This is a genomic window from Ruegeria sp. O11 (assembly GCF_056535285.1).
In genome coordinates, this window is the sequence record NZ_JBQERS010000001.1 from 1,096,425 (window position 1) to 1,117,874 (window position 21,450).

General features: G+C 56.9%; 16 protein-coding genes. 7 read left to right on the top strand and 9 right to left on the bottom strand.

The window, feature by feature from the left end:
• Positions 1 to 185: 185 nt before the first annotated feature.
• Together ACRZ91_RS05485 and ACRZ91_RS05490 are read left to right on the top strand one after the other, a co-directional pair.
• Positions 186 to 1,409: an efflux RND transporter periplasmic adaptor subunit gene (locus ACRZ91_RS05485; RefSeq protein WP_480903161.1), complete on the top strand. Its 1,224-nt coding sequence runs from the start codon at positions 186 to 188 to the stop codon at positions 1,407 to 1,409.
• Positions 1,406 to 5,221: an efflux RND transporter permease subunit gene (locus ACRZ91_RS05490; protein ID WP_480903163.1), complete on the top strand. Its 3,816-nt coding sequence runs from the start codon at positions 1,406 to 1,408 to the stop codon at positions 5,219 to 5,221. Before ACRZ91_RS05485 ends, ACRZ91_RS05490 begins: the two co-directional genes overlap by 4 nt.
• 46 nt (positions 5,222 to 5,267) lie before the next feature.
• On the opposite strand, the gene ACRZ91_RS05495 is transcribed toward ACRZ91_RS05490, so the two are convergent.
• The 3 genes from ACRZ91_RS05495 to ACRZ91_RS05505 form a co-directional block, all read right to left on the bottom strand.
• Positions 5,268 to 5,591: a hypothetical protein gene (locus ACRZ91_RS05495; protein WP_170773124.1), complete on the bottom strand. Its 324-nt coding sequence runs from the start codon at positions 5,589 to 5,591 to the stop codon at positions 5,268 to 5,270.
• A 136-nt stretch (positions 5,592 to 5,727) separates the two neighbouring features.
• Positions 5,728 to 7,539 (bottom strand): ABCB family ABC transporter ATP-binding protein/permease, encoded by a 1,812-nt coding sequence (locus ACRZ91_RS05500; protein ID WP_170540708.1) that lies wholly within the window; start codon positions 7,537 to 7,539, stop codon positions 5,728 to 5,730.
• Positions 7,540 to 7,598: 59 nt separating this feature from the next.
• Complete coding sequence (locus ACRZ91_RS05505) at positions 7,599 to 8,960, bottom strand: LysM peptidoglycan-binding domain-containing protein (RefSeq protein WP_480903165.1); 1,362 nt, start codon at positions 8,958 to 8,960, stop codon at positions 7,599 to 7,601.
• Between the two features lie 126 nt (positions 8,961 to 9,086).
• On the opposite strand from ACRZ91_RS05505, the gene ACRZ91_RS05510 reads away from it, so the two are divergent.
• Positions 9,087 to 9,638, top strand: coding sequence for a TIGR00730 family Rossman fold protein (locus ACRZ91_RS05510; protein ID WP_170472333.1), 552 nt, complete (start codon positions 9,087 to 9,089; stop codon positions 9,636 to 9,638).
• A gap of 46 nt (positions 9,639 to 9,684) precedes the next feature.
• Here ACRZ91_RS05510 and ACRZ91_RS05515 read toward each other — a convergent pair whose 3' ends face one another.
• Entirely contained in the window at positions 9,685 to 10,137 is a 453-nt protein-coding gene (locus ACRZ91_RS05515) for a host attachment family protein (RefSeq protein ID WP_480655399.1), read from the bottom strand.
• Positions 10,138 to 10,583: 446 nt separating this feature from the next.
• On the opposite strand from ACRZ91_RS05515, the gene ACRZ91_RS05520 reads away from it, so the two are divergent.
• On the top strand, positions 10,584 to 12,497 hold the full coding sequence (locus tag ACRZ91_RS05520) for a DUF3604 domain-containing protein (RefSeq protein WP_480903168.1): 1,914 nt from the start codon (positions 10,584 to 10,586) through the stop codon (positions 12,495 to 12,497).
• Between the two features lie 224 nt (positions 12,498 to 12,721).
• Here ACRZ91_RS05520 and ACRZ91_RS05525 read toward each other — a convergent pair whose 3' ends face one another.
• Entirely contained in the window at positions 12,722 to 13,321 is a 600-nt protein-coding gene (locus tag ACRZ91_RS05525) for a superoxide dismutase (RefSeq protein WP_170375882.1), read from the bottom strand.
• A gap of 101 nt (positions 13,322 to 13,422) precedes the next feature.
• On the opposite strand from ACRZ91_RS05525, the gene ACRZ91_RS05530 reads away from it, so the two are divergent.
• Positions 13,423 to 14,190, top strand: coding sequence for an FkbM family methyltransferase (locus ACRZ91_RS05530; protein ID WP_480903170.1), 768 nt, complete (start codon positions 13,423 to 13,425; stop codon positions 14,188 to 14,190).
• Positions 14,191 to 14,300: 110 nt separating this feature from the next.
• Here the strand turns inward: ACRZ91_RS05530 and ACRZ91_RS05535 are convergent, their stop codons facing one another.
• The 4 genes from ACRZ91_RS05535 to ACRZ91_RS05550 form a co-directional block, all read right to left on the bottom strand.
• Positions 14,301 to 14,867, bottom strand: coding sequence for a sarcosine oxidase subunit gamma (locus tag ACRZ91_RS05535; RefSeq protein ID WP_480903172.1), 567 nt, complete (start codon positions 14,865 to 14,867; stop codon positions 14,301 to 14,303).
• A complete protein-coding gene (locus ACRZ91_RS05540) occupies positions 14,860 to 17,874 on the bottom strand; it encodes a sarcosine oxidase subunit alpha family protein (RefSeq protein WP_480903174.1) in 3,015 nt (1,004 codons plus the stop codon). The genes ACRZ91_RS05535 and ACRZ91_RS05540 overlap by 8 nt, the downstream gene beginning before the upstream one ends.
• Positions 17,875 to 17,917: 43 nt before the next feature.
• Positions 17,918 to 18,247, bottom strand: coding sequence for a sarcosine oxidase subunit delta (locus ACRZ91_RS05545; protein WP_170773101.1), 330 nt, complete (start codon positions 18,245 to 18,247; stop codon positions 17,918 to 17,920).
• A gap of 76 nt (positions 18,248 to 18,323) precedes the next feature.
• A complete protein-coding gene (locus ACRZ91_RS05550) occupies positions 18,324 to 19,568 on the bottom strand; it encodes a sarcosine oxidase subunit beta family protein (RefSeq protein WP_480903177.1) in 1,245 nt (414 codons plus the stop codon).
• A 177-nt stretch (positions 19,569 to 19,745) separates the two neighbouring features.
• On the opposite strand from ACRZ91_RS05550, the gene ccmI reads away from it, so the two are divergent.
• Together ccmI and ruvX are read left to right on the top strand one after the other, a co-directional pair.
• Positions 19,746 to 20,975 carry a c-type cytochrome biogenesis protein CcmI gene (ccmI, locus tag ACRZ91_RS05555; protein WP_480903179.1) on the top strand — a complete coding sequence of 410 codons (1,230 nt, stop codon included), beginning with the start codon at positions 19,746 to 19,748 and terminating at the stop codon, positions 20,973 to 20,975.
• Complete coding sequence (gene ruvX / locus ACRZ91_RS05560; protein ID WP_010442018.1) at positions 20,972 to 21,436, top strand: Holliday junction resolvase RuvX; 465 nt, start codon at positions 20,972 to 20,974, stop codon at positions 21,434 to 21,436. The genes ccmI and ruvX overlap by 4 nt, the downstream gene beginning before the upstream one ends.
• Positions 21,437 to 21,450 lie beyond the last annotated feature (14 nt).

Below are 21,450 nucleotides of genomic sequence, written 5' to 3' on the forward strand. Positions count from 1 at the left end.
TCATACCGCGCCGTTCAGGCCAAGCCAAGTGCTCGAATCCACACATTTGCCCGCATCCGCGTAGCCCTTGCGAAAAAAACTAAACCGAACTATTCAGTTCAGTATGGAAAAGCCGTGTCTATTACCCCATTTCAAAGGATAGAGGCGAAAGCCAGCCGCGCGAACAGATCTGGAGATTGTACCGCATGCGATTGATTTCATTCGTTAACGCTGTTTTGGTTATTATTGCGTTGTATTTTCTTGTATTTGAACGCGACGCGCTTTTTGCGTTCGCTGGTCGCGGGGATGAGCCTGCTGAAGCTACAACTGAGGTTTCGGAATCAGTGCCTGCTCCGGATGCGATAGGTGTTGTCGTGGTGCGTTCGACTGCGCGCGAAATCGGCAGTGCGGTCCAGTTGCGCGGTCAAACCAAGGCAAATCGCCAGGTCGAGGTACTGGCTGAGACGATCTCGACCGTCGTGTCCGAGCCTAAACGCAAAGGCGCATTTGTCGAAGCGGGTGATCTACTGTGTGAGCTGGATCCCGGCACCCGCCCCGCAAGTCTGGCTGAAGCGATGGCTGCAAAGCTTGAAGCCGAAAGCCGTGTACCCGAAGCCGAAGCACGTATCGAAGAGGCTCATGCTCGTCTAGCCGAGGCTGAAATCAATCTTAAAGCAGCACGCAAGCTGTCTGAAACCGGGTTCGGTTCGGAAACGCGCCGCATCTCGAGCGAGGCCGAAATGAGTACCGCCGAGGCTGGCATCAAATCCGCTGAGGCTGGTCTGGAATCAACGCAAGCGGGCATTGAAGCCGCCACTGCAGCGGTCGCAGCCGCCCAACGCGAGATAGATCGCCTCACTATCGAGGCACCGTTCAAGGGGCTGCTGGAAAGCGATACTGCGGAATTGGGCAGCCTGATGCAACCCGGTTCGCTGTGTGCAACCGTTATCCAGCTCGACCCAATCAAGTTGGTGGCTTTTGTGCCTGAAACCGAAGTGAACCGGATTATCGTCGGTTCGATGGCGTCTGCACAATTGGTCACAGGCTTGCAGGTTGAAGGGCGCGTCACCTTCCTGAGCCGCTCGGCCGATGAAACCACCCGCACGTTCGAGGTGGAGATCACCGTTCCCAACCCGGAACTTCTGATCCGTGATGGCCAGACCGCCAACATCCAAATCGCTGCCGAGGGCGTCAAAGCACATCTGCTGCCGCAATCCGCATTGACCCTGAACAATGAAGGCGAACTTGGTGTACGCACCGTTGTCGCTGACAACGTTGTCGATTTCGTGCCAATCCGCCTGCTGCGCGACACTGCCGAGGGTGTTTGGGTTGGCGGCCTGCCAGAAACCGCAGATATTATCGTGATCGGTCAGGAATTCGTGACACGCGGCGTAACCGTTGCGCCGACCTACAGGGAAGCATCGCAATGACGGGTATCGTCAGTTGGGCCGCAAGCCGAGCCAGAATGGTTCTGGCTTTCATCGCGATCTCGCTGGTTATCGGCGGATATGCCTATGTAGGGCTGCCGAAAGAGGGTGAGCCGGATATCGATATCCCGATGCTATTTGTATCGGTCCAGTTTCCGGGCATCTCGGCGGAAGATAGCGAGAGCCTACTGATCAAGCCGATGGAAACCGAGATGGCCGATCTCGACGGGCTAGATTCGATGACCGCCACTGCTGCTGAAAGCTACGCGGGCGTTCTGCTGGAATTCGAGTTCGGTTGGGACAAATCCGCCACCATCGCTGATGTGCGCGATGCCATGAATAGCGCACAAGCTGATTTCCCTGATGGGGCCGAGCAGTATACGATTACCGAGGTCAACTTCTCAGAGTTTCCTATCGTCATTGTCAACCTGACTGGTCCAGTCCCCGAGCGCACTATGGCGCGCGTTGCCAAAGACCTGCAGGACGAGCTTGAGGCGTTGGATGCGGTGCTTGAGGCCGGTATCGCTGGAAACCGCGACGAAATGCTTGAGGTCGTGATCGACCCGCTCCGGCTTGAGGCGTACAACGTTACGGCCGCTGAACTGATCAACGTTGTGCAGAACAACAACCAACTGATCGCGGCGGGTGAGGTTGAAACCGAGCAGGGCACGTTCTCGGTCAAGATCCCGTCGTCATTCAAGACCGCGCAGGACGTGTATGGCCTGCCCGTCAAGGTCAATGGTGACCGCGTCGTCACCCTGGGTGAACTGGCCGAGATTAACTATACTTTTGAGGACCGCGCTGGCACGGCCCGGTTCAACGGAGAATCCACCGTCGCACTGCAGGTCGTCAAGCGCAAGGGCTTCAATCTGATCGACACCGTTGCGCTGATCAAATCCACCGTCGCAGCGGCTCAGACCAATTGGCCAACCGAGTTGCAGGCCGCAGTTGATGTAGGCACCTCGAACGACCAAAGCCGCATCGTCGATTCGATGGTGCGTCAGCTTGAGGGGTCGGTTCTGACCGCGGTTGCACTTGTGATGATCGTGGTTCTGGCTTCGTTGGGAACACGCGCCGCATTGCTGGTGGGTTTTGCAATCCCGACCTCGTTCCTGTTGTGCTTCGCCTTTCTGGCGATGATCGGGGTCACAATCTCGAATATGGTAATGTTCGGCCTGATCCTTGCAGTGGGTATGCTTGTTGATGGTGCCATCGTTGTGGTGGAATATGCCGACAAGCGCATCAAAGAAGGCGTCGGCCCGATGCACGCCTATGTCGAGGCGGCGCAGCGGATGTTCTGGCCGATTGTCTCATCAACCGCCACGACCTTGTGCGCCTTCCTGCCGATGCTGTTCTGGCCCGGTATTCCCGGCGAATTCATGAAGATGCTGCCGATCACGCTGATCTTCGTTCTGTCTGCTTCGCTGATCGTGGCACTGATCTACCTGCCGGTTGTGGGTGGTGTCTCGGGCCGTATGAGCCGCAGCTTCGAGCGCAGTTCGAACTGGCTGCGGGCACGCGCACCATGGTGGGTGCGGGCGCTACTGGTGCCGCCTTCACTATATATGATCTTCCTCGGCGCAATGCAGGTCTTGAACCCCAACTATCTGCTGCCCGGCGGTTCACTCGCTGGTGTGCTGTTGTTCCTGTTCGGCGCATTCGCCGGGTCGGTCACGCTGAGCGCAGCCAAGATCGAACGGGCCCCGGATGAACATGTGCATACCACAAAAGAGCACACGCCCTTTGGTTACGTGACTAAGTTCCTGGTCGGCAATCCGGTCATGCCGGTGGTATCAATCGCCGTAGTCTTTGCGGCGGTATTCTGGGTCGCGTTCATCCTGTTCCCGCAGAACTCGCGCGGTGTAGAATTCTTCGTCGAGAGCGAACCGGAACAGGCTACAGCCTATGTTCGGGCGCGCGGCAACCTGTCTCTGGCTGAAAAAGACGAGATGGTTCTTCAGGCCGAACGCGTCATCAGTGAACATCCGGCAGTGATCAACGTATTTGCCTTTGCGGGCGAAGGCGGCCTGAATCAGAACAATGGCGGAGCAGAAGCCCCAGCCGACACCATTGGCCGTGTGCAGTTCGAGCTCATTCCTTGGGAAGATCGCCCAATCAGCTCTGAGCAGATTACCGGTTGGTTCTGGGGACCGATTGCTGGTCCGCTCGGCTTTGCAAAGGAGGAAGTTGCAGCCGAATATGACGGCAATTTTGTTCTGGAAGAACTCACCGCAGAGTTAGCAACTCTTCCCGGCTTCATCGTTGATATTCAGGCGCTGGAGCAAGGTCCCGCCTCGGCCAAGCCCGTTCATCTGCGGATCAAGGGCGATAGCTGGGAAGAATTGACCGCGGCCACGCTCACAGCGCGCGAGGCGTTTGATACCACCCCCGGCCTGATCAAGATCGAGGACACCCTGCCCCTACCCGGCATCGACTGGCAGATCGACGTGGACGTGGCCAAGGCGGGCCGGTTCGGCGCTGACGTCGCAACCGTAGGCGCGATGGTACAGCTTGTGACACGCGGTATCCTGCTTGGTGAGATGCGTCCGGATTCGACCGATGAAGAAGTTGAAATCCGTGTCCGCCTGCCCGATCAGGATCGTGTCTTGTCAACGCTGGATACGCTGAAAGTTCGTACACCAGACGGGTTGGTCCCCCTGTCGAACTTTGTCACCCGCAAACCGGTGGCCAAGCTTGCCGAGATCAATCGCGTGGATCAACAGCGTTACTATGACGTGAAAGCGGATGTCGAGCCGGGGCTGAGCAAGATCGTGACCACTGGCCCGGACGGCGCAGAACTGCGTCTGGCCACAGTGCGAGCGATTGGCGAAGGTTCCACGCCAACCGGCAGCACGATCACCAATATGGACGGAGCCGAGTTCGAACTCGTGAAGCTGACGGGCGCCGAGAATGTGGGCGAAGTGCGGGCCGCCATCGAAAGCGGTGACGCTCGGTTTGCCCTGATCAATCCGAACGAAAGGATTGCTGTGCTGACCGAATGGCTGCAGACCGACCCGTTCGGCCGCACCATCGCGTGGGAGTGGACCGGCGATCAGGAAGATCAGGCTGAAAGCCAGGCCTTCCTGTCCAGCGCATTCCTTGCCGCTCTAGGCCTGATGTTCGTGATCCTGCTGGCGCAGTTCAACTCGTTCTACAACTCGGTGCTGGTGCTGCTGGCCGTGGTTCTGTCTACCACCGGCGTGTTGCTGGGCATGATGGTCATGCAACAACCGTTCTCGATCATCATGACCGGGACCGGGATCGTCGCCTTGGCTGGTATCGTTGTGAACAACAACATCGTTCTGATTGACACCTATCAGGAATACAGCGGTTACATGTCGCGTATTGATGCCATCGTCCGCACGGCCGAGGCGCGTATCCGTCCGGTTCTGTTGACCACGTTGACGACCATGGCGGGTCTGACCCCAATGATGTTCGGCCTATCGCTGGATTTCATCGGTGGCGGATATTCGATCGATAGCCCTACGGCTCTGTGGTGGAAACAGCTGGCGACGGCGGTGGTCTTTGGCCTCGGCACGGCCACGGTGCTGACGCTGATCGTCACGCCTTCATTCCTGGCGCTACGGGTGTGGGTCACAACCTATGCGGTATGGCTGGGTAAGGCGCTGGCGCGCGCCACGGCGGGACGGTCCAGCCAGATCGCGCAGGACATGGCAATCGGCCAAAGCGCGCGAGATGTGCAAGCAGCCGAGATGATCTGGACCGATGAACCGGACCGAGTTGCCCCTGATCAGAGCGCTCTGGACGACCGGCCAGATCATCCACCAACAACCCCGCTGAAGGCGGCGGAATAAAAAAAGGCGAGCCCTCGGGCTCGCCTTTTCGTTTCTGGCAGAAGTGTTATTCGACGAACGCGTATTCGCCCAGTTCGCACAGGTTCAGACCATAGTCTTCAATCGATTCTCCGTCGCTGAAAACACCGCGGATATCATAGACACAGGTGGTTAGCCCGTCCGCGATGAGGACGCCCACTTCGTAATCCGCACCCAGATAACCACCCTCAAGCAGATTGCCTTCCCAGCTGCCGGACGAGGCCGGAGACACGTTGAACTCAACCAGATCATAGCTGGTTTCGTTGATAATCAAGAATTCCAGATCCTCAGCTGCTGCCGAAGTCGCCATCATTAGTGTTGCAGCCAACACCGCCGCCGCTCGCATTTTCATAAGGTTATTCCTTGTCTTTGTTTCGGCGCGCACAGTGTCGCGGCGGCGGGTCCGCGTCAAACGGAAAACCGTATCGCAGCGACCGATTTTCTTTTAAACCGATCCGCACAATCATCAGTTGTAAGGGCCGTTGAGCTCAGGCCGCTTGGCTGTCGGATTGCTGACGGCTCCACAGCTGGGCATATCGTCCCTCATGCCCCAGCAACTCATCATGCGTGCCCTGCTCGATGATCTCACCTCGCTCAAGCACAACAATCCGGTCTGCTTCGGCAATTGTGCTAAGACGATGAGCGATTGTGATCACAGTCCGGCCCTCACCTGCACGTGCCAGAGCGTCTTTGATGTCTTGCTCGGTTTCCGTATCCAAGGCCGAGGTCGCCTCGTCCAGCAACAAGATCGGCGGGTTTTTCAGAAGCGTTCTGGCGATACCAACGCGTTGTTTTTCACCACCTGATAATTTCAAGCCACGTTCGCCGACCTTGGTGTCATACCCTTCAGGCAGACTGACGATGAAATCGTGAATCTGAGCGGCTTTAGCGGCGGCCTCAACATCCTGCTGGGTCGCCCCTTCGCGCCCATAGGCGATGTTATATCGGATCGTATCATTGAACAGGACCGTATCCTGCGGAACCACCCCGATCGAGGCATGCAGACTCGATTGGCTGACATCGCGCACGTCCTGCCCATCGATCTTCAATGCGCCGCCTGTGACGTCATAGAACCGGAACAGCAGCCGCCCAATGGTGGATTTACCTGAACCTGTCGCCCCGACAATCGCCACGGTCTGCCCGGCAGGCACCGTCAGCGACACACCCTTCAGGATTTCGCGATCCGCTTCATATCCGAAATGCACGTTTTCAAGCGTGACCTCTCCACCATCTACCTTGAGGTTTGGCGCACAAGGTTTGTCTGTCACCTCTGCCGGTTGTTCGAGCAGATCGAACATCTGCCCCATATCCACCAGTGACTGCCGGATCTCGCGGTAAACCGTGCCCAGAAAGTTCAGCGGAACCGTAATCTGGATCATGTATGCGTTGACCATCACGAAGTCGCCCACAGTCAATGATCCTTTTTGCACGCCTATGGCGGCCAGAACCATCACTCCAATCAGACCACAAGTGATCAGGAACGATTGGCCGAAATTCAGGAATGCCAGCGAATAAGCCGTCTTCAGCGCAGCCTGGGCATAGCCTTTCATCGAGACGTCATAGCGTTCTGCTTCGCGCATCTCGGCATTGAAATATTTAACCGTTTCAAAATTTAGAAGGCTGTCGATGGCGCGCTGATTGGCTTCGGTATCCTGATCGTTCATCTCGCGCCGCAGCTTCACGCGCCATTCAGTCACCGCAAAGGTGAACCAGATATAAAGCGCGATCGTTACCGCGACGACGACCAGATACCAGACGTCGAACAGCCACAGCAGTATGACCGACACCAGAAGCAGTTCCAGGATCAGTGGCCCAATCGAGAAGAGCAGAAAACGCAAAAGGAATTCAACGCCCTTCACCCCGCGTTCGATAATTCTGCTCAGACCACCCGTGCGCCGCGTCACGTGATAACGCATCGAAAGCTGGTGAATATGCTGAAACGTCTCAAGCGCCAACGCCCGCAACGCGCGTTGACCAACTGGTGCAAATAACGCATCCCGCAATTGCTGGAACCCGACGGTCATCATGCGGGCAACCCCATAGGCAACCGTCAAACCAATCGCACCCAGCGCAATCGGTGGCACGCCCTCACCCGCCAGTCCATCCACTGCGCCCTTATACAGGATCGGTGTATAAACAGCGATCAGCTTGGCCAGCACCAGCATCGCCATCGCCCAAACCACACGGCGTTTGACCCATGGCTCATCTTCAGGCCAAAGATAGGGCGCTACCTTGCGGATCGTGCGCCAGCCTGAACGCTGCTCGTCCGGCTCGGATTGAATCGCGGATGGTTGCCTCATCACGTACCTTAACTGCGGTCAGAGATAGCCCTGGCCCGGTGTTGGGCCAGTGGTCTTTTTTACTCAGGGATAGTGAAAATCTGCCCTGGATAGATCAAATCAGGATCACGGATCGAGTCCTTGTTGGCCTCAAACAGCTTAACGTACAACACACCATCTCCGAACCTGTCCCGAGAAATCGCCCAAAGTGTATCGCCCTTTTGAACCGTGACGAAACGGATCGCAGGAGTTTCTGCTGGGGTTTCACCCGCCTCGGTTGTTTCGGCTGCACGCAGTGCCTCGACGGGCTCGCGTTTGAACGGAGTCTCAAGCCGACTGACAACTGTCCCATCCGGAGCAACCTCATCCACACGTAGGGTGTAAACGCCGGGATCTATACCCTCGACCTCACCACGCCACTGTCCATCCGTTGCAGGCTCAAGGTCAGCAACAAGCTTGTTGTCCAGATACAGGCGCACTGCAGATCCGTCCTGAGCGCGCCCTGTCAACTCCACATCGCCAACGTCTGAATACCCGATCGTGTCCAATGCGATCTGTTCCGGCGGTGTGTCCAGCACGGTGGGCGGTTGCACGAGTTCAACACCTTCTTCGCCCGAGCGCAGGATCGCGACTTGTTGATCAGGCACGTCAACTGTTTCGGACTGTGTTTCAGTCGCGGGCGCAGCCTGGTCTGCGGGCGGCGAAACGGTGCCAGCAACCTCGGGTTCATTTTCTTCGGTCTCGGCTTCGTCGGCTGCTTGCTGATCGTTTGTTTCGGTGACCACGGTCTGCGCCTCAGCAACTTCTTTGACCGGCTTATCGGCAGAAGGCTCTGACTCGACCGGAGGAACCGGTTCAGGCAGAGCTGCGATCAGATAGTCATCTGACCGGCTGGTACTTTCTCCACTCCGGGTTTCAAGAACCAGCCCGCGAGCGTCGTCTCCAAATGGGATCGATACGAATTCAGCGAACTGACCGCTTGCGTCGACAACAAAGCGATGAATAGTCTCACCGTCGAGCAGAACATTTACCTCGGCCCCCGGTTCGGCGCTACCGGACAGCAATCCGTTTCCATCGGGTTCGACAAATATCTGATCCAGCACCGGCGCCGCCAAAACCGGGGTTTCCGGCTCTTCTCTCTCTTGCACCTGCTCTTCTTCGATTACAGCGGCTTGCTCGGTGCTCTCGACGGGCGTAGCAGGCGCAGGTTCGCTGGCTTCTGTCGTCTGTTCTTCCGGCTGGATATCTGCAGGTTCCTCGGCTTCCTGCTTGGCTGTTACGTTTGGTTCGGATGTTTCAACGGATTCTGGCTCGGCCAGTTCCTGAGGTCGGTCAAACAGACCTGACAGATATAATCCACCCGCAACGAGCACCACAACGATCCCGGCGACCAGACCCCATATGAAGGTACCAGAACCTCCGCTTCCCGATTTGGCGTTCATTCTTATCCTTTCACTCCGCCCGGTACTTGGCCAATTTGGCACACATTCCCAGGAGCGGTTGAGCCAACCTATCAATCCCGCTATCACGGGTCAAAACCCCGAACACAAGAGCAGAGAGTCCAACCCATGTCCCAGAAATCGGTCTGTGTGTATTGCGGGTCACGCAATGGAGTGAATCCCGCCTACTCCGCCGCCGCCCAAAGCTTTGGGACCATACTGGCCAAAGAAGGCTGGCGGCTAGTCTATGGAGCCGGAGATGTGGGTCTGATGGGCGAAGTAGCCCGTGCAGCACAAGCGTCTGATGGTGATACTTTTGGAGTGATCCCTGTCCACTTGTTGCAACGCGAAGTTGGTAAAACTGACTTAACCCGCTTTGTCGTGACCGAAACGATGCACGAACGCAAGAAGGTCATGATCATGAATGCCGATGCCGTTGTCGTCTTGCCTGGCGGACCTGGTTCATTGGACGAGTTGTTCGAAGCCCTCACATGGCGGCAGTTGGGTCTGCATGACAAACCCATTCTGGTGATGAATGTAGATGGCTACTGGGACGCGCTGCATACATTGCTGGAGCAACTTATTGGTCAAGGCTTTGCCGACGCTTCACTGGCAGAGTTTATTACCTGGGTCACCACGCCTGAGGCAGCTATGTCCGAACTTCGTCGATTGCTGAACTGAAAAGACGGTAGTCGGGCGGTGTAAACCGCCCGCAGATCACCTCTCTTCAGGCAGGTTTGGCCAATCGAGTCCTGAGTATCTGTTCAACCTTGTGCATCGGATGGTTGGTCAGCGTCTTATCAACTTCTGCTACCACCTTAGCGAGCACTTTACTGTGCAATCTGCGACGCAACAGGCCCAAAACATGCGGACTGGCCACTAACACCAGGCGTTTGTATGCACCCTTCAAGCCCTTACGATTCAGCAGATTTGCCACATCCTGAACGAACAAGGACTTGGCGTGAGCCCTCCATGTGTCCTCTTCCACGGCGGATTTCTGGTTGGGGCCGATATCAGACCTGCGCCCAGCCCGATCCGTCGGCTTTGCTGTCACGCTGTCTTGTTCCTCAACTGAAACGACAACCAGATTGGGGTCTTGCGCGTCGGTGATATTTTCCATCACCAGAGCCTTCTCCCCGTCTGCGATGATGACCCATGTTCCCTGCTCAAGTGCTGCCATAATGGTCTCCTTCAAAGGTTAAGGTGCCGATCCCTCGCCCAGCGGCCATGATTTCAGCTTCGCGCGAATGAAGACACCCACGCGCAACAGCCTTGTTTTTCAATTGTTTGGCGGTTCTCTCCCTCCGCCTGTCTCAGCTAGGCACTGGGAGGCGTAGTACAATACGCGCTCAGATTAATTCGAATTTATGAGCGGGAATTTACCGGCGAACTAACTCGCGGCGAAAGGGTCATGAAATTAGCGGAGACAGCCGATCAGCACTTTTGGCGCCGTATTTGCGAAAATTCAACGTCTGCATTGCGGACGAAGCGGTAGTTCGCTGTAGAGCATCAGGATGAAGTGACCACGGCTGTTTGATTCGCGCAAAGATCACCCCCCGCCAATTAGGTCAAAATCACGATTGTGTTATCATTGGCAAATTGCAAATTGAAGGATGGGGGATAGTCATGAAACGCACCAAATTTTTTAATAAATTTGCGGTGGGTCTAGCTAGCTCAGCGATATTGACTTCTGGTAGCGCATTGGCGTTTGAAGGCGTCGTGTCAGAAAACACTATCAAAGAGGGGACCGACTATTCGCCATTTGTTGATCGGTCGTACCCGGATCAGGTGCTTTTTGGCGATCTGCATTTTCACACCGAAATCTCTTTTGATGCAGGGTTGGTAGGTACCTCTCTCGACATTCACGACGCCTTTCGCGTGGCACGCGGCGAACGGATCATCTCCAACACCGGACTATCTGTGCAGCTTGTCCGGCCGCTCGATTTTCTGGCTATCACCGAACATGCGGAGATGCTCGGGCTGTCCACCGCAATTCGCGCGGCAGACCCCCGCCTGCTGGCTGATGAATGGGGTCGCCTGACATACGAGCGGTTCAATTCGGGACAAGAAGGGCGGATGGCGGCCTTCGCCGACATAATCGAAATATCGACAGTTCAGGGCCGCGACCCGACAGCGGGTTTGGATCTCGACGGCGACTTGTGGCAACAGATCATTGAAACTGTAGACCATTACAACAATCCCGGTGTTTTCACTGCGATTGCCGGCTACGAGTGGACATCGACCCCGCTTGGCAACAACCTTCACCGCGTAATTCTCTTCGGTGACGGTGCGGATAAGACAAGTCGAACACGTCCCTTCACGTATTTCGACAGCGAAGATCCTGAACCGATGTGGGATTTTCTTGCAACCTACGAGGCGGAAACCGGCGGCAACGCGATTTCGATACCGCATAATGGGAACGTGTCGAATGGCATCATGTTTGCACCAACCAAGTTCGACGGTTCACCCATGGACGCTGATTACGCGGCCAAACGCGCTCGTTGGGAACCGATGCACGAAATGACGCAAATCAAGGGGGATGAGGAAACACATCCGATGCTGTCGCCCGATGATGAATTTGCCGACTTCGAAACATGGGACGTTGCAAATCTCGCTGGCACAGCCGGCAAACAGCCGGAGATGCTGCGCTATGAATACGCGCGCTCGGCGCTAAAGATAGGGCTTGAGATCAAACAAGAGATCGGTGTGAACCCTTTCAAATCAGGCTTCACGGGAACAACGGATTCCCACACAGCGCTCCCGACTACGCGTGAAGACAATTACTTTGGCAAGTACCAGCACACAGAGCCGTCGCCAATTCGGCACAACCTTGATGTGATCCCGTCGGACGACCCGGCGCTGCGGATTGTCACGGCACAGGAATCCGCAGCAGGGCTGACTGCCGTCTGGGCGCGGACGAACACCCGCAAGGAAGTCCATGAAGCGATCTCCCGCAAGGAAGCCTACGCCACTACAGGCAGTAGAATCCGTGTGCGCGTTTTTGGCGGATGGGACTTTGATGCAGAAGATCTTGGCGCACCCGACTTTGCGGCGCATGGTTATCGCAACGGCGTACCGATGGGTGGCGATTTGGCCAATGCGCCAGATGGAGCCGTACCCGGATTCCTGATCCGCGCCCTGCGCGACCCAGACGGTGCCAATCTGGATCGTGTTCAGACCATCAAGGGCTGGATAGACGAAAGCGGTGAGACTTTCGAGCGCATCTATGACGTTGCGGTTTCGGGCAATCGCGAGATTGGCGAGGACGGTCGCGCCCGCGAACCCGTCGGCTCGACTGTCAACGTTGAGAAGGCAACTTACAATAACTCAATAGGGGCCGCAGCTCTGGACGGATATTGGCAGGATCCAGACTTTGATCCCACTCATGATGCATTCTACTACGTACGCGTTATTGAGATTCCAAAACCGCGTTGGACCACCATCGATGCTGCGTTTTACGGCATACCTCTACCGGACAGCGTTCCAGCAGAAGTACAGGATCGCGCTTACACTTCACCGATTTGGTTCAGTCAAAAGTAAAGCTTTGAAAACCAGTTGCTGATAACGCAGCACTCCGGAATGCTGGTTTGCTGCGAACTCAAAAAATACATGCCAGAAAATGACTGCTTTGGGCTCGAAGCGGTCTTTGAAGTTAGATAGAATAGCCGACTTCTTGCCAGTCCTGCCTAATCTATCAAAATACAAAAAAGGCCTACTCACTTCTGCAAGCAGGCCTCTAAGAAGGTCACTCTCCGATCAACCGATCACATCCGCGAGGCGACGTTTTCCCAGTTCACCAGGTTGTCGAGGAAGTTCGACAGATACGCCGGACGCTTGTTGCGGAAGTCGATGTAATAGGAATGTTCCCATACGTCACAACCCAGCAGTGCGGTCTGACCAAAGCACAGCGGGTTCACGCCGTTCTCGGTCTTTGTGACAGCCAGCGAGCCGTCGGAATTCTTAACCAGCCACGCCCAGCCCGAACCGAACTGACCAGCACCGGCAGCGCTGAACTGCGACTTGAATTCGTCAACCGAACCGAAGCTTTCGGTCAGAGCCTTCTCCAGCTCGCCGGGCATGGCGTTGCCGCCTGGGCCCATCATCTCCCAGAACTGGTTGTGATTCCACAGCTGGCTGATGTTATTGAAAATACCGTTCTGCGCGACGGCGTTTGCATCGTAGGTGCCAACGATGATCTCCTCCAGCGACTTGCCGTCCCACTCGGTGCCGGCGATCAGCTTGTTGCCGTTGTCGACATAGGCCTTGTGGTGCAGGTCGTGGTGATATTCCAGCGTTTCCGCGGACATACCCTTGGCTGCCAGCGCGTCATGTGCATAAGGAAGATCAGGAAGTTCAAAAGCCATGTCGGCCCCCTGTTGAAAATGAATGTTGCGGTTCCAAAGGTTAAATGCTTTGACAGCCGCCGCAGGTCAAGGCCCGCGACACAAAAACCCGGAGGTCCGCGATGCTGACACAGGCGCGCAAAATGTTCTATCGCGCCCGCGGATACTATGCGGGCAACCTGAACGGTGAGCGCTTTCGTCTGGACCCCTACCACTCGAAATTCTGGCGGAAGGCATCAGCCGGGGAGTGGGAGCCTGAGACATTTTCAGTGCTGGACCAATATCTGTCGCCCACGCAGGATTATCTCGATATTGGTGCGTGGATCGGCCCCACGGTCCTCTATGCGGCGCGGCGCGCTCGCCATGTATGGTGTTTTGAGCCTGACCCGGTGGCTTACCGCCACTTGGTCTGGAATCTAGAGTTGAACGACATCCGCAACGTATCAGCCTTCAGCATCGCCTTGTCTGATGGGTTTGGGGTGACTCGAATGGCATCAGCGCACGGAGAGGCAGGTGATTCCACCTCGTCATTGCTCCACGACGGAAGCCATGGCACTGACGCACTCACTGTCGGCTGGGATCAATTTTCTGAATCCGTAGACCTGACTAATGCTTCTTTGGTCAAAATGGATATTGAAGGCGCTGAATTTTCGGTCCTGCCTTCTCTGCTTCCCTGGCTGGAAAAAGAAAGCCCAGCGCTGTTTCTCTCAACGCATGCACCTTACATTAGCGCAGATAACCGTGGCGCAGCCATGAACAAACTATCAGAAGACCTGGCCTTCTATCCCCATTGCCACGACCCACTTACTGGCGAAACCGGCAAATCAGCCCTCACCAGCCAACGGGCACTCACCCAGTTCCCGACCTTCCTGTTCAGCGCGAACTCCTGACGCTGAGAAAAGGTGATCCGCACTTCATCTAGCCTAAAGTATCCTGGGGGTGAGGCCGCAGGTCGAGGGGGCAAAGCCCCCTCACCCATATATCATCAGGCGATCAGGGCTTAATAAACCCCAACCTCACTGCCCGGCTGCGCTGCAACCTTGAACAGTTTGAAAACATAGTCCGCCGCCGAGCGGAAACAGACAATGCGGAAGGTCTCGGCGTCGTCCATCCAGAAGGCACCGGCCACCTGCGCCAAACGCGATCGGCGTATCTGGCCGGGTTGGAATGCTTCAGCCGACAGCTCGACCGGGGCCAGTTTGCCAAGAACCTCGCGCGCATTGGAGCCCGACACCCGGAAAACTGCCCGGGCATCTGAAACGTTGACCGCCAGCGCGTGCGTGCCGCTCAGCGCATTGGTCATCGCGGCGAGTTTGGCCTCGACCTCAGCATAAGGCACCAACACCAGCAGCTCGTCGGTGGACATCCAACAAACACCGGTGTTGCCGTCGACAAGTGCTTCACGTTGGCCGGGCACTTTCTGCCCGGTGGCATCTTTGACAGCCTTGGCCAGCACCTTGTCCGACAGATCACCGCGCAGTGTGATCATGCCCTGCAGACCGCATTCCTCAACCTTGGCGATGCCATCATAAGAGGCGTGGTTCAGTGCGCTGATGGGTTCAGACATTCTGCTTCTCCCCGTCTTTGTCATAGAAGATCGGGTCCACGATCTTGGCTTTGTAAGTTTTGCCATCGGTGCCCGGGAACTCGACCACTTCGCCCATACGATCGGGGCCGTGTTTGATCAGGCCCATGGCGATGCCTTTGCCCAGATTGGTCGAGTAGTAGGTCGAGGTTACGCGCCCGATCATGTTGCGCTGGCCATTGGCATTGACGCCTTCGCCCACCGCATAGGCACCGTCTGGCAACACCGATCCATCCACAGTCTCAAGACCAACCAGTTTCCAGCGCTCGGGATCGGCCATATGGCTGCGCGAATGGGCACGTTTTCCGAGATAGTCCTCTTTCTTCTTCGACAGCGCCCAGTGCAGCCCCAGATCCTGCGGGATCACGGTGCCGTCAGTCTCGTCGCCGATCATGATAAAGCCCTTCTCGGCCCGCAGGATGTGCAGACATTCGGTGCCGTAAGGCATCACGCCGAACTCCTGCCCAGCCTCGATCAGAGCGTCCCAGAACGCCTGCCCCTGAGAGGCGGGAACCGCTATCTCATAGGACAGCTCGCCAGAGAACGAGATGCGGTAGGCCCGCGCGTCGAACTCTCCGATCTTGCCATCGCGCCATTCCATGAACGGCAGCGCCTCTTTCGATAGATCCATGCCACCCAGCTTTTCCAGCACCTTGCGAGCGTTGGGGCCGACAACGGCGACCTGAGCATATTGCTCGGTCACGTTGGCGACATAGACTTTCCAGTCCCACCACTCGGTCTGAAGCCACTCTTCCATGTGACCATGGATACGCTCCGCACCACCTGTGGTGGTGTGGCACAGCCATGTATCTTCGTCGATCCGTGCAACAACGCCATCGTCGATCAGGAAACCATTTTCCGAACACATCAGGCCATAGCGGCATTTGCCAACCTTCAGCGTGGACATCATGTTGGTGTACATCATGTCCAGGAAGTTACCTGCGTCGGGGCCTTTGACGATCAGCTTGCCCAGCGTTGAGGCATCCAGCAGACCGAGATTTTCGCGGGTGTTCTTCACCTCACGATTCACCGCGTCATGCACGGACTCACCGGGACGCACATAAGCATACGTCCGACGCCAATGACCGACCGGTTCCCAATCAGCGCCATTTTTGTCGTGCCAATTGTGCATCGGCGTCTGCCGGATCGGCTGGAACACGTCACCGCGCGCTTCGCCACCAATCGCACCCATCGAAATGGGCGTGTATGGCGGGCGGAAAGTAGTGGTTCCCACTTTCGGGATCTCGGACTCAAGCGCATCAGCCAAGATCGCCAACCCATTGATGTTACTCAGCTTACCCTGATCCGTCGCCATACCCAGAGTGGTATACCGCTTGGTGTGTTCAACACTCTCATAGCCTTCGCGGGCTGCCAGCTGCACATCAGAGACTTTGACGTCATTCTGAAAGTCCAGCCATGACTTCATGCGCAGCTGAATCTCTGCGTTGGCAGGCATGAGCCAGACGGCTTCCATCGCAGCTTCTTCGGTAGTTTCACCAACAGGAGCCTTGGTGTTTTTGGGTTTGAAGCCCGCTGCTTTCGCGGCTGCTTTACCTGCCGCATGTGCATCAGTCAGCACCTCGGCCAATGCCAGTGGTCCGTTCGACGCCCCAGCTGCAACGACGAACCCATCGCCATCGGCACCCAGAGGCGGACGCGCCGGGTCGGGACGGAAATGGGCCTGGGCCTCATCCCAGATCAGCTTGCCACCACAATGCGACCACATGTGAACAACCGGAGACCAGCCGCCCGACATCGCAACCGCATCACACTCAACCTCTTCGCGCGCGCCGCCGATGCCGTTCTGATTACACAGCTCGACCTTCTTGACGCGTTTTCCGCCTTTGACCTTTGCAATCGCCTTGCCCGGATCAACACGGATGCCCAGCTGTCGCGCCTCTTCTGCCAATGGACCTGCGGTATCGCGCGCATCGACCACGCGCAGAACATCCGCACCTGCCTGCTTCAGAATTATCGCCGTCCGATAAGCATCGTCATTGTTCGTCGCAACGATGACCCGCTCACCCGGTGTCACACCCCAGTTTACCAAATAGTCGCGCATAGCTGCGGCCAGCATCACACCTGGTACGTCATTCCCAGCGAAGGAAAGCGGTCGTTCGATTGCCCCGGTCGCCGTAACCACCTGATTGGCGCGGATCCGCCACAAACGGTGACGCGGACCTTGGGTGCCGGGCTTATGGTCGGTCAGGCGTTCGTATCCCAACACATAGCCATGGTCATAGACTCCTGCCCCCATGCAGCGGTTGCGCATGGTGACATTGTCCATTGTTTCGAGTTCGGAAACTAATTGTTCCACGAACTTATCCACAGGCTCACCGCCGACAGTTCCACCATCAACAGGGGCGCGACCACCCCAATGGGCGGTCTGCTCGATCAGCAACACCTTGGCACCCGACTGCGCAGCCGTTTTGGCCGCTTGCAGACCTGCGATACCACCACCAATCACCAGAACATCGGTGAAAGCATAGAAGTGTTCGTAGGTATCCGCGTCCTTGGTTTCCTTATCCGGCGCTTTGCCCAGACCCGCCGACTGACGAATGAATGGTTCATACACATGTTTCCAGAACGGCTTCGGGTGGATGAACATCTTGTAATAGAAACCGGCCGGCAAGAACCGCGACAGATGCGTGTTGATTGCACCAATGTCGAACTCAAGATTCGGCCAGTGGTTCTGCGACACCGAGCTCAGACCATTGAACAGTTCGGTGGTGGTCGCGCGCTGGTTCGGTTCGAAGCGGCTGCCCTGCCCCAACCCGACCAGAGCGTTAGGCTCTTCCGCGCCGCTGGCAACGACGCCGCGCGGACGGTGATATTTGAACGACCGGCCCATCATCATCTGGTCATTGGCCAGCAGAGCCGAGGCAAGCGTGTCGCCTTCGTAACCCTGCATTGAGGTGCCATTGAAGGAAAAGTTGACCGGTTTCGACCGGTCGATCAGCCGGCCTTGTTTTGCGAGACGGGTGCTCATAGTACAGACCTTTCGCAGGCGGAATTACAGTTGGCAGAGCTGATCATTTGTACTCTCTCCACGACCAGCCAGGTCGCTTTGCAGTGATAGCGTCCTTGATTTCTTGCGGTGGCTCTGTTGTTTGGGCCGTGTATGTGCCGAACACTTCAAGCGTTTGCGTGCAGCGGGCCGCGTGGAACCACTTGCCGCAACCGTTGGCGTGGCGCCAGCGTTCGAAATGAACACCCTTGGGGTTTTCACGCATGAACAGGTAGTCATGGAATTCGTCATCAGACGAACCAGGGCCAAAGCGCTTCAGATGCGCCTCGCCACCAGCAGCCAATTCAGTTTCTTCGGCGTCGACGCCGCAATAGGGGCAATTTAGGATCAGCATATGTTCATCCTTTTGGCGGTTGGTCGACAACTTGGCCGACCAGAATTCTAATCAGTGGCGCGTTTGGGCTGTACCCCTAGTGCGCCACCCCTGCGGCGACGCTTTCGTCGATGAAGCGGCCTTCTTTGAAGCGGTCGAGCGAGAAGGCTTCAGTCAGCGATGAGTGGCCTGTCGCCATCAGTTGTGCCATGCCCCAGCCGGATCCCGGGATCGCCTTGAAGCCTCCGGTGCCCCAGCCACCGTTAATAAAGCAACCCTGTAACGGCGACTTCGACAGGATTGGAGACCGATCGCCGGTCATGTCGACGATACCGCCCCACTGGCGCAGCATCTTGAGGCGCGAGATCATCGGGAAGGTCTCGACCAGCGCGCGGACGGTTTCCTCAATGTGGTGGAACGAACCGCGTTGGGTGAAGTTGTTATAGGCGTCGGTACCGCCACCGATCACCATCTCGCCCTTGTCGGACTGAGACATATAACCATGCACCGTGTTGGCCATGACGACCACATCCATGCAGGGTTTGATTGGCTCGGACACCAGCGCTTGCAGGGCAACGGCCTCGAGCGGCAGACGGAATCCCGCCATCTCGGCCAACTGGCCAGAATGGCCCGCAACTACGATGCCCAGTTTGTCACAATCAATGGCACCCTTGGTGGTGTCGACACCGACAACGCGGCCATTTTCCTGGCGCACTCCCGTAACTTCGCACTGCTGGATGATGTCCATACCCATTGCGGAACATGCACGTGCATAGCCCCACGCCACGGCATCATGGCGCGCGGTGCCGCCACGCTCCTGCCAGAGCCCGCCCAGAACCGGATAGCGCGGGCCTTCCAGATTGATGATCGGCACCAGCTCTTTCACGCGCTCGGGTCCAATCCACTCGGTCTGAACACCCTGCAGCGCATTCGCATGCGCGGTGCGCTGATAGCCGCGAATCTCGTGCTGAGTCTGCGCCAGCATGATCACGCCGCGCGGGCTGAACATGATGTTGTAGTTCAACTCCTGGCTAAGATCCTCGTACAAGCCGCGCGCCTTTTCATAGATCGCCGCCGAAGGATCCTGCAGATAGTTCGAACGGATAATGGTCGTGTTCCGACCCGTGTTGCCACCGCCCAGCCAGCCCTTCTCGATCACCGCAACATTCTGAATGCCGTAGTTCTTCCCGAGATAGTAAGCAGTTGCCAGACCATGCCCACCTGCACCGACGATGATAGCGTCATAGCGCTTTTTCGGTTCCGGAGAACGCCAGGCGCGTTCCCACCCGGTATGGTAGCGCAGCGCTTCGCGCGCCACAGCAAAGGCTGAATAGTGTTTCATGAGCGAATCCGTTCGGTCTTCGATGATTGGCGCAGATATGCCGTGCATTGACATATTAGCCCTGCCGCACAACGTCGCAATAATGCACTATTGCGACATGACCGCCCCTAGCGGCCATTTGTCCCTTTTTTCCATGCGCAGACAGGTCTAAGTCAGGGCAACCATTTTGGAGGGACCATGTCGTTTTGGGTTCTCATCTTCCTAATTGCACTGCTCATCGCCGTTTTTTTGGGTTACACCATGCTGCGCGGTCGTCGCGGCACTGGCCCTACCGCCGCCTATGACCTGCGGGTCTATCGCGAACAGCTAACAAGCGTTGATCGAGACTTGGCGCGCGGGGTAATCGCAAAAGCCGATGCCGAACGCGTGCGCACGGAAATCTCGCGCCGAATCCTGGCTGCTGATGCGCAGATGCGCGGCGAGGCTGAAAGTACAGGACCATCGCCAACGGTTACCGTCGTAGCCTTCGTCGTCATGGCGGCGATACTGATTTGTGGAGCGCTGGCAATGTATCGCCAACTGGGCGCTGCCGGATTTCCAGATATGCCACTTTCGGCGCGGTTGGAAATGGCAGAAGAACTGCGCGAGAACCGGCCTGGCCAGGCAGAAGCCGAGGAATTGGCAACGCCGGTGCAAGCACCGCCACTGGACGAAAGTTACGAAAACCTTCTGAATCGATTGCGCGAAACAGTGGCCGTACGACCGGATGATCTGCAAGGGCAAACTCTGTTAGCGCAGCATGAGACCAATGCCGGAAACTTTAAAGCAGGTTATGAGGCGCAGACGCGAGTAATCGAGCTGTCGGGTGAAAGCGCACCGGCACAAGCTTATTCCGATCAGGCCGAGATGATGATTCTGGCCGCTGGTGGTTATGTCTCTCCCGAAGCGGAGGAGGCATTGCGATACGCGCTCGAGCGAAATCCAAGATTGGGTCCTGCGCGATATTATTGGGGACAAATGCTGGCGCAGACCGGACGACCAGATATGGCCTATCGGGTTTGGGTGGATACATTGCGCGACGCGCCTGCAGGTGCGCCTTGGGCAGACGCCATTCGTGCCCAGATCGACGATTTGGCGTTTCGCGCAGGGGTATTCAACGCGCCGGATCTGTCTGCAACGCCTGCGGCACCGGGTCCCAGCCAGGAAGATATGGACGCTGCCGCCGAGCTATCGCCCGAAGAACGTCAGGAAATGATACGAGGAATGGTGGATCGGCTTTCTGAACGGCTGGCCAGCGAAGGTGGATCGCCCGAGGAGTGGGCGCGACTGATCGCAGCATTGGGCGTATTGGGCGAAGCGGCGCAGGCGATAAAAATTCGTGACGAGGCTGTTGCAGTTTTCGCGGGCAACGATCAGGCGTTGCAAATGATCGACGCTGCATCAGTTCAGGCTGGTATCGCACAATGATCCACGACGCCTTCGAGGAATTCGCCGCCGCCCTTTCACCGATGTCAGCCCTCATGGGTCTGGATCTGGGCGAGAAAACCATTGGGGTTGCGGTGTCCGACCGAATGCGTGGCGTTGCGACTCCGCTTGAAACCGTTCGTCGTAAGAAATTCACGCTGGATTCCGCGCGTTTGATCGAGATCGTGACCGACCGTGAGATTGGCGGTATTGTCTTAGGGCTGCCCCGCAACATGGACGGCAGCGAGGGACCAAGATGTCAGTCCACGCGTGCTTTTGCCCGTAATCTGGCACGTTTAACCGATCTGCCCATCGGGTTCTGGGACGAACGGCTTAGCACGGTTGCGGCAGAAAAAGCACTGTTGGAGGCGGATACGACACGAAAACGTCGCGGACAGGTTATCGATCACGTCGCCGCCGGCTATATCCTGCAAGGAGCGCTGGACAGACTGCGCTTTCTTTGACGGATCGGATATCG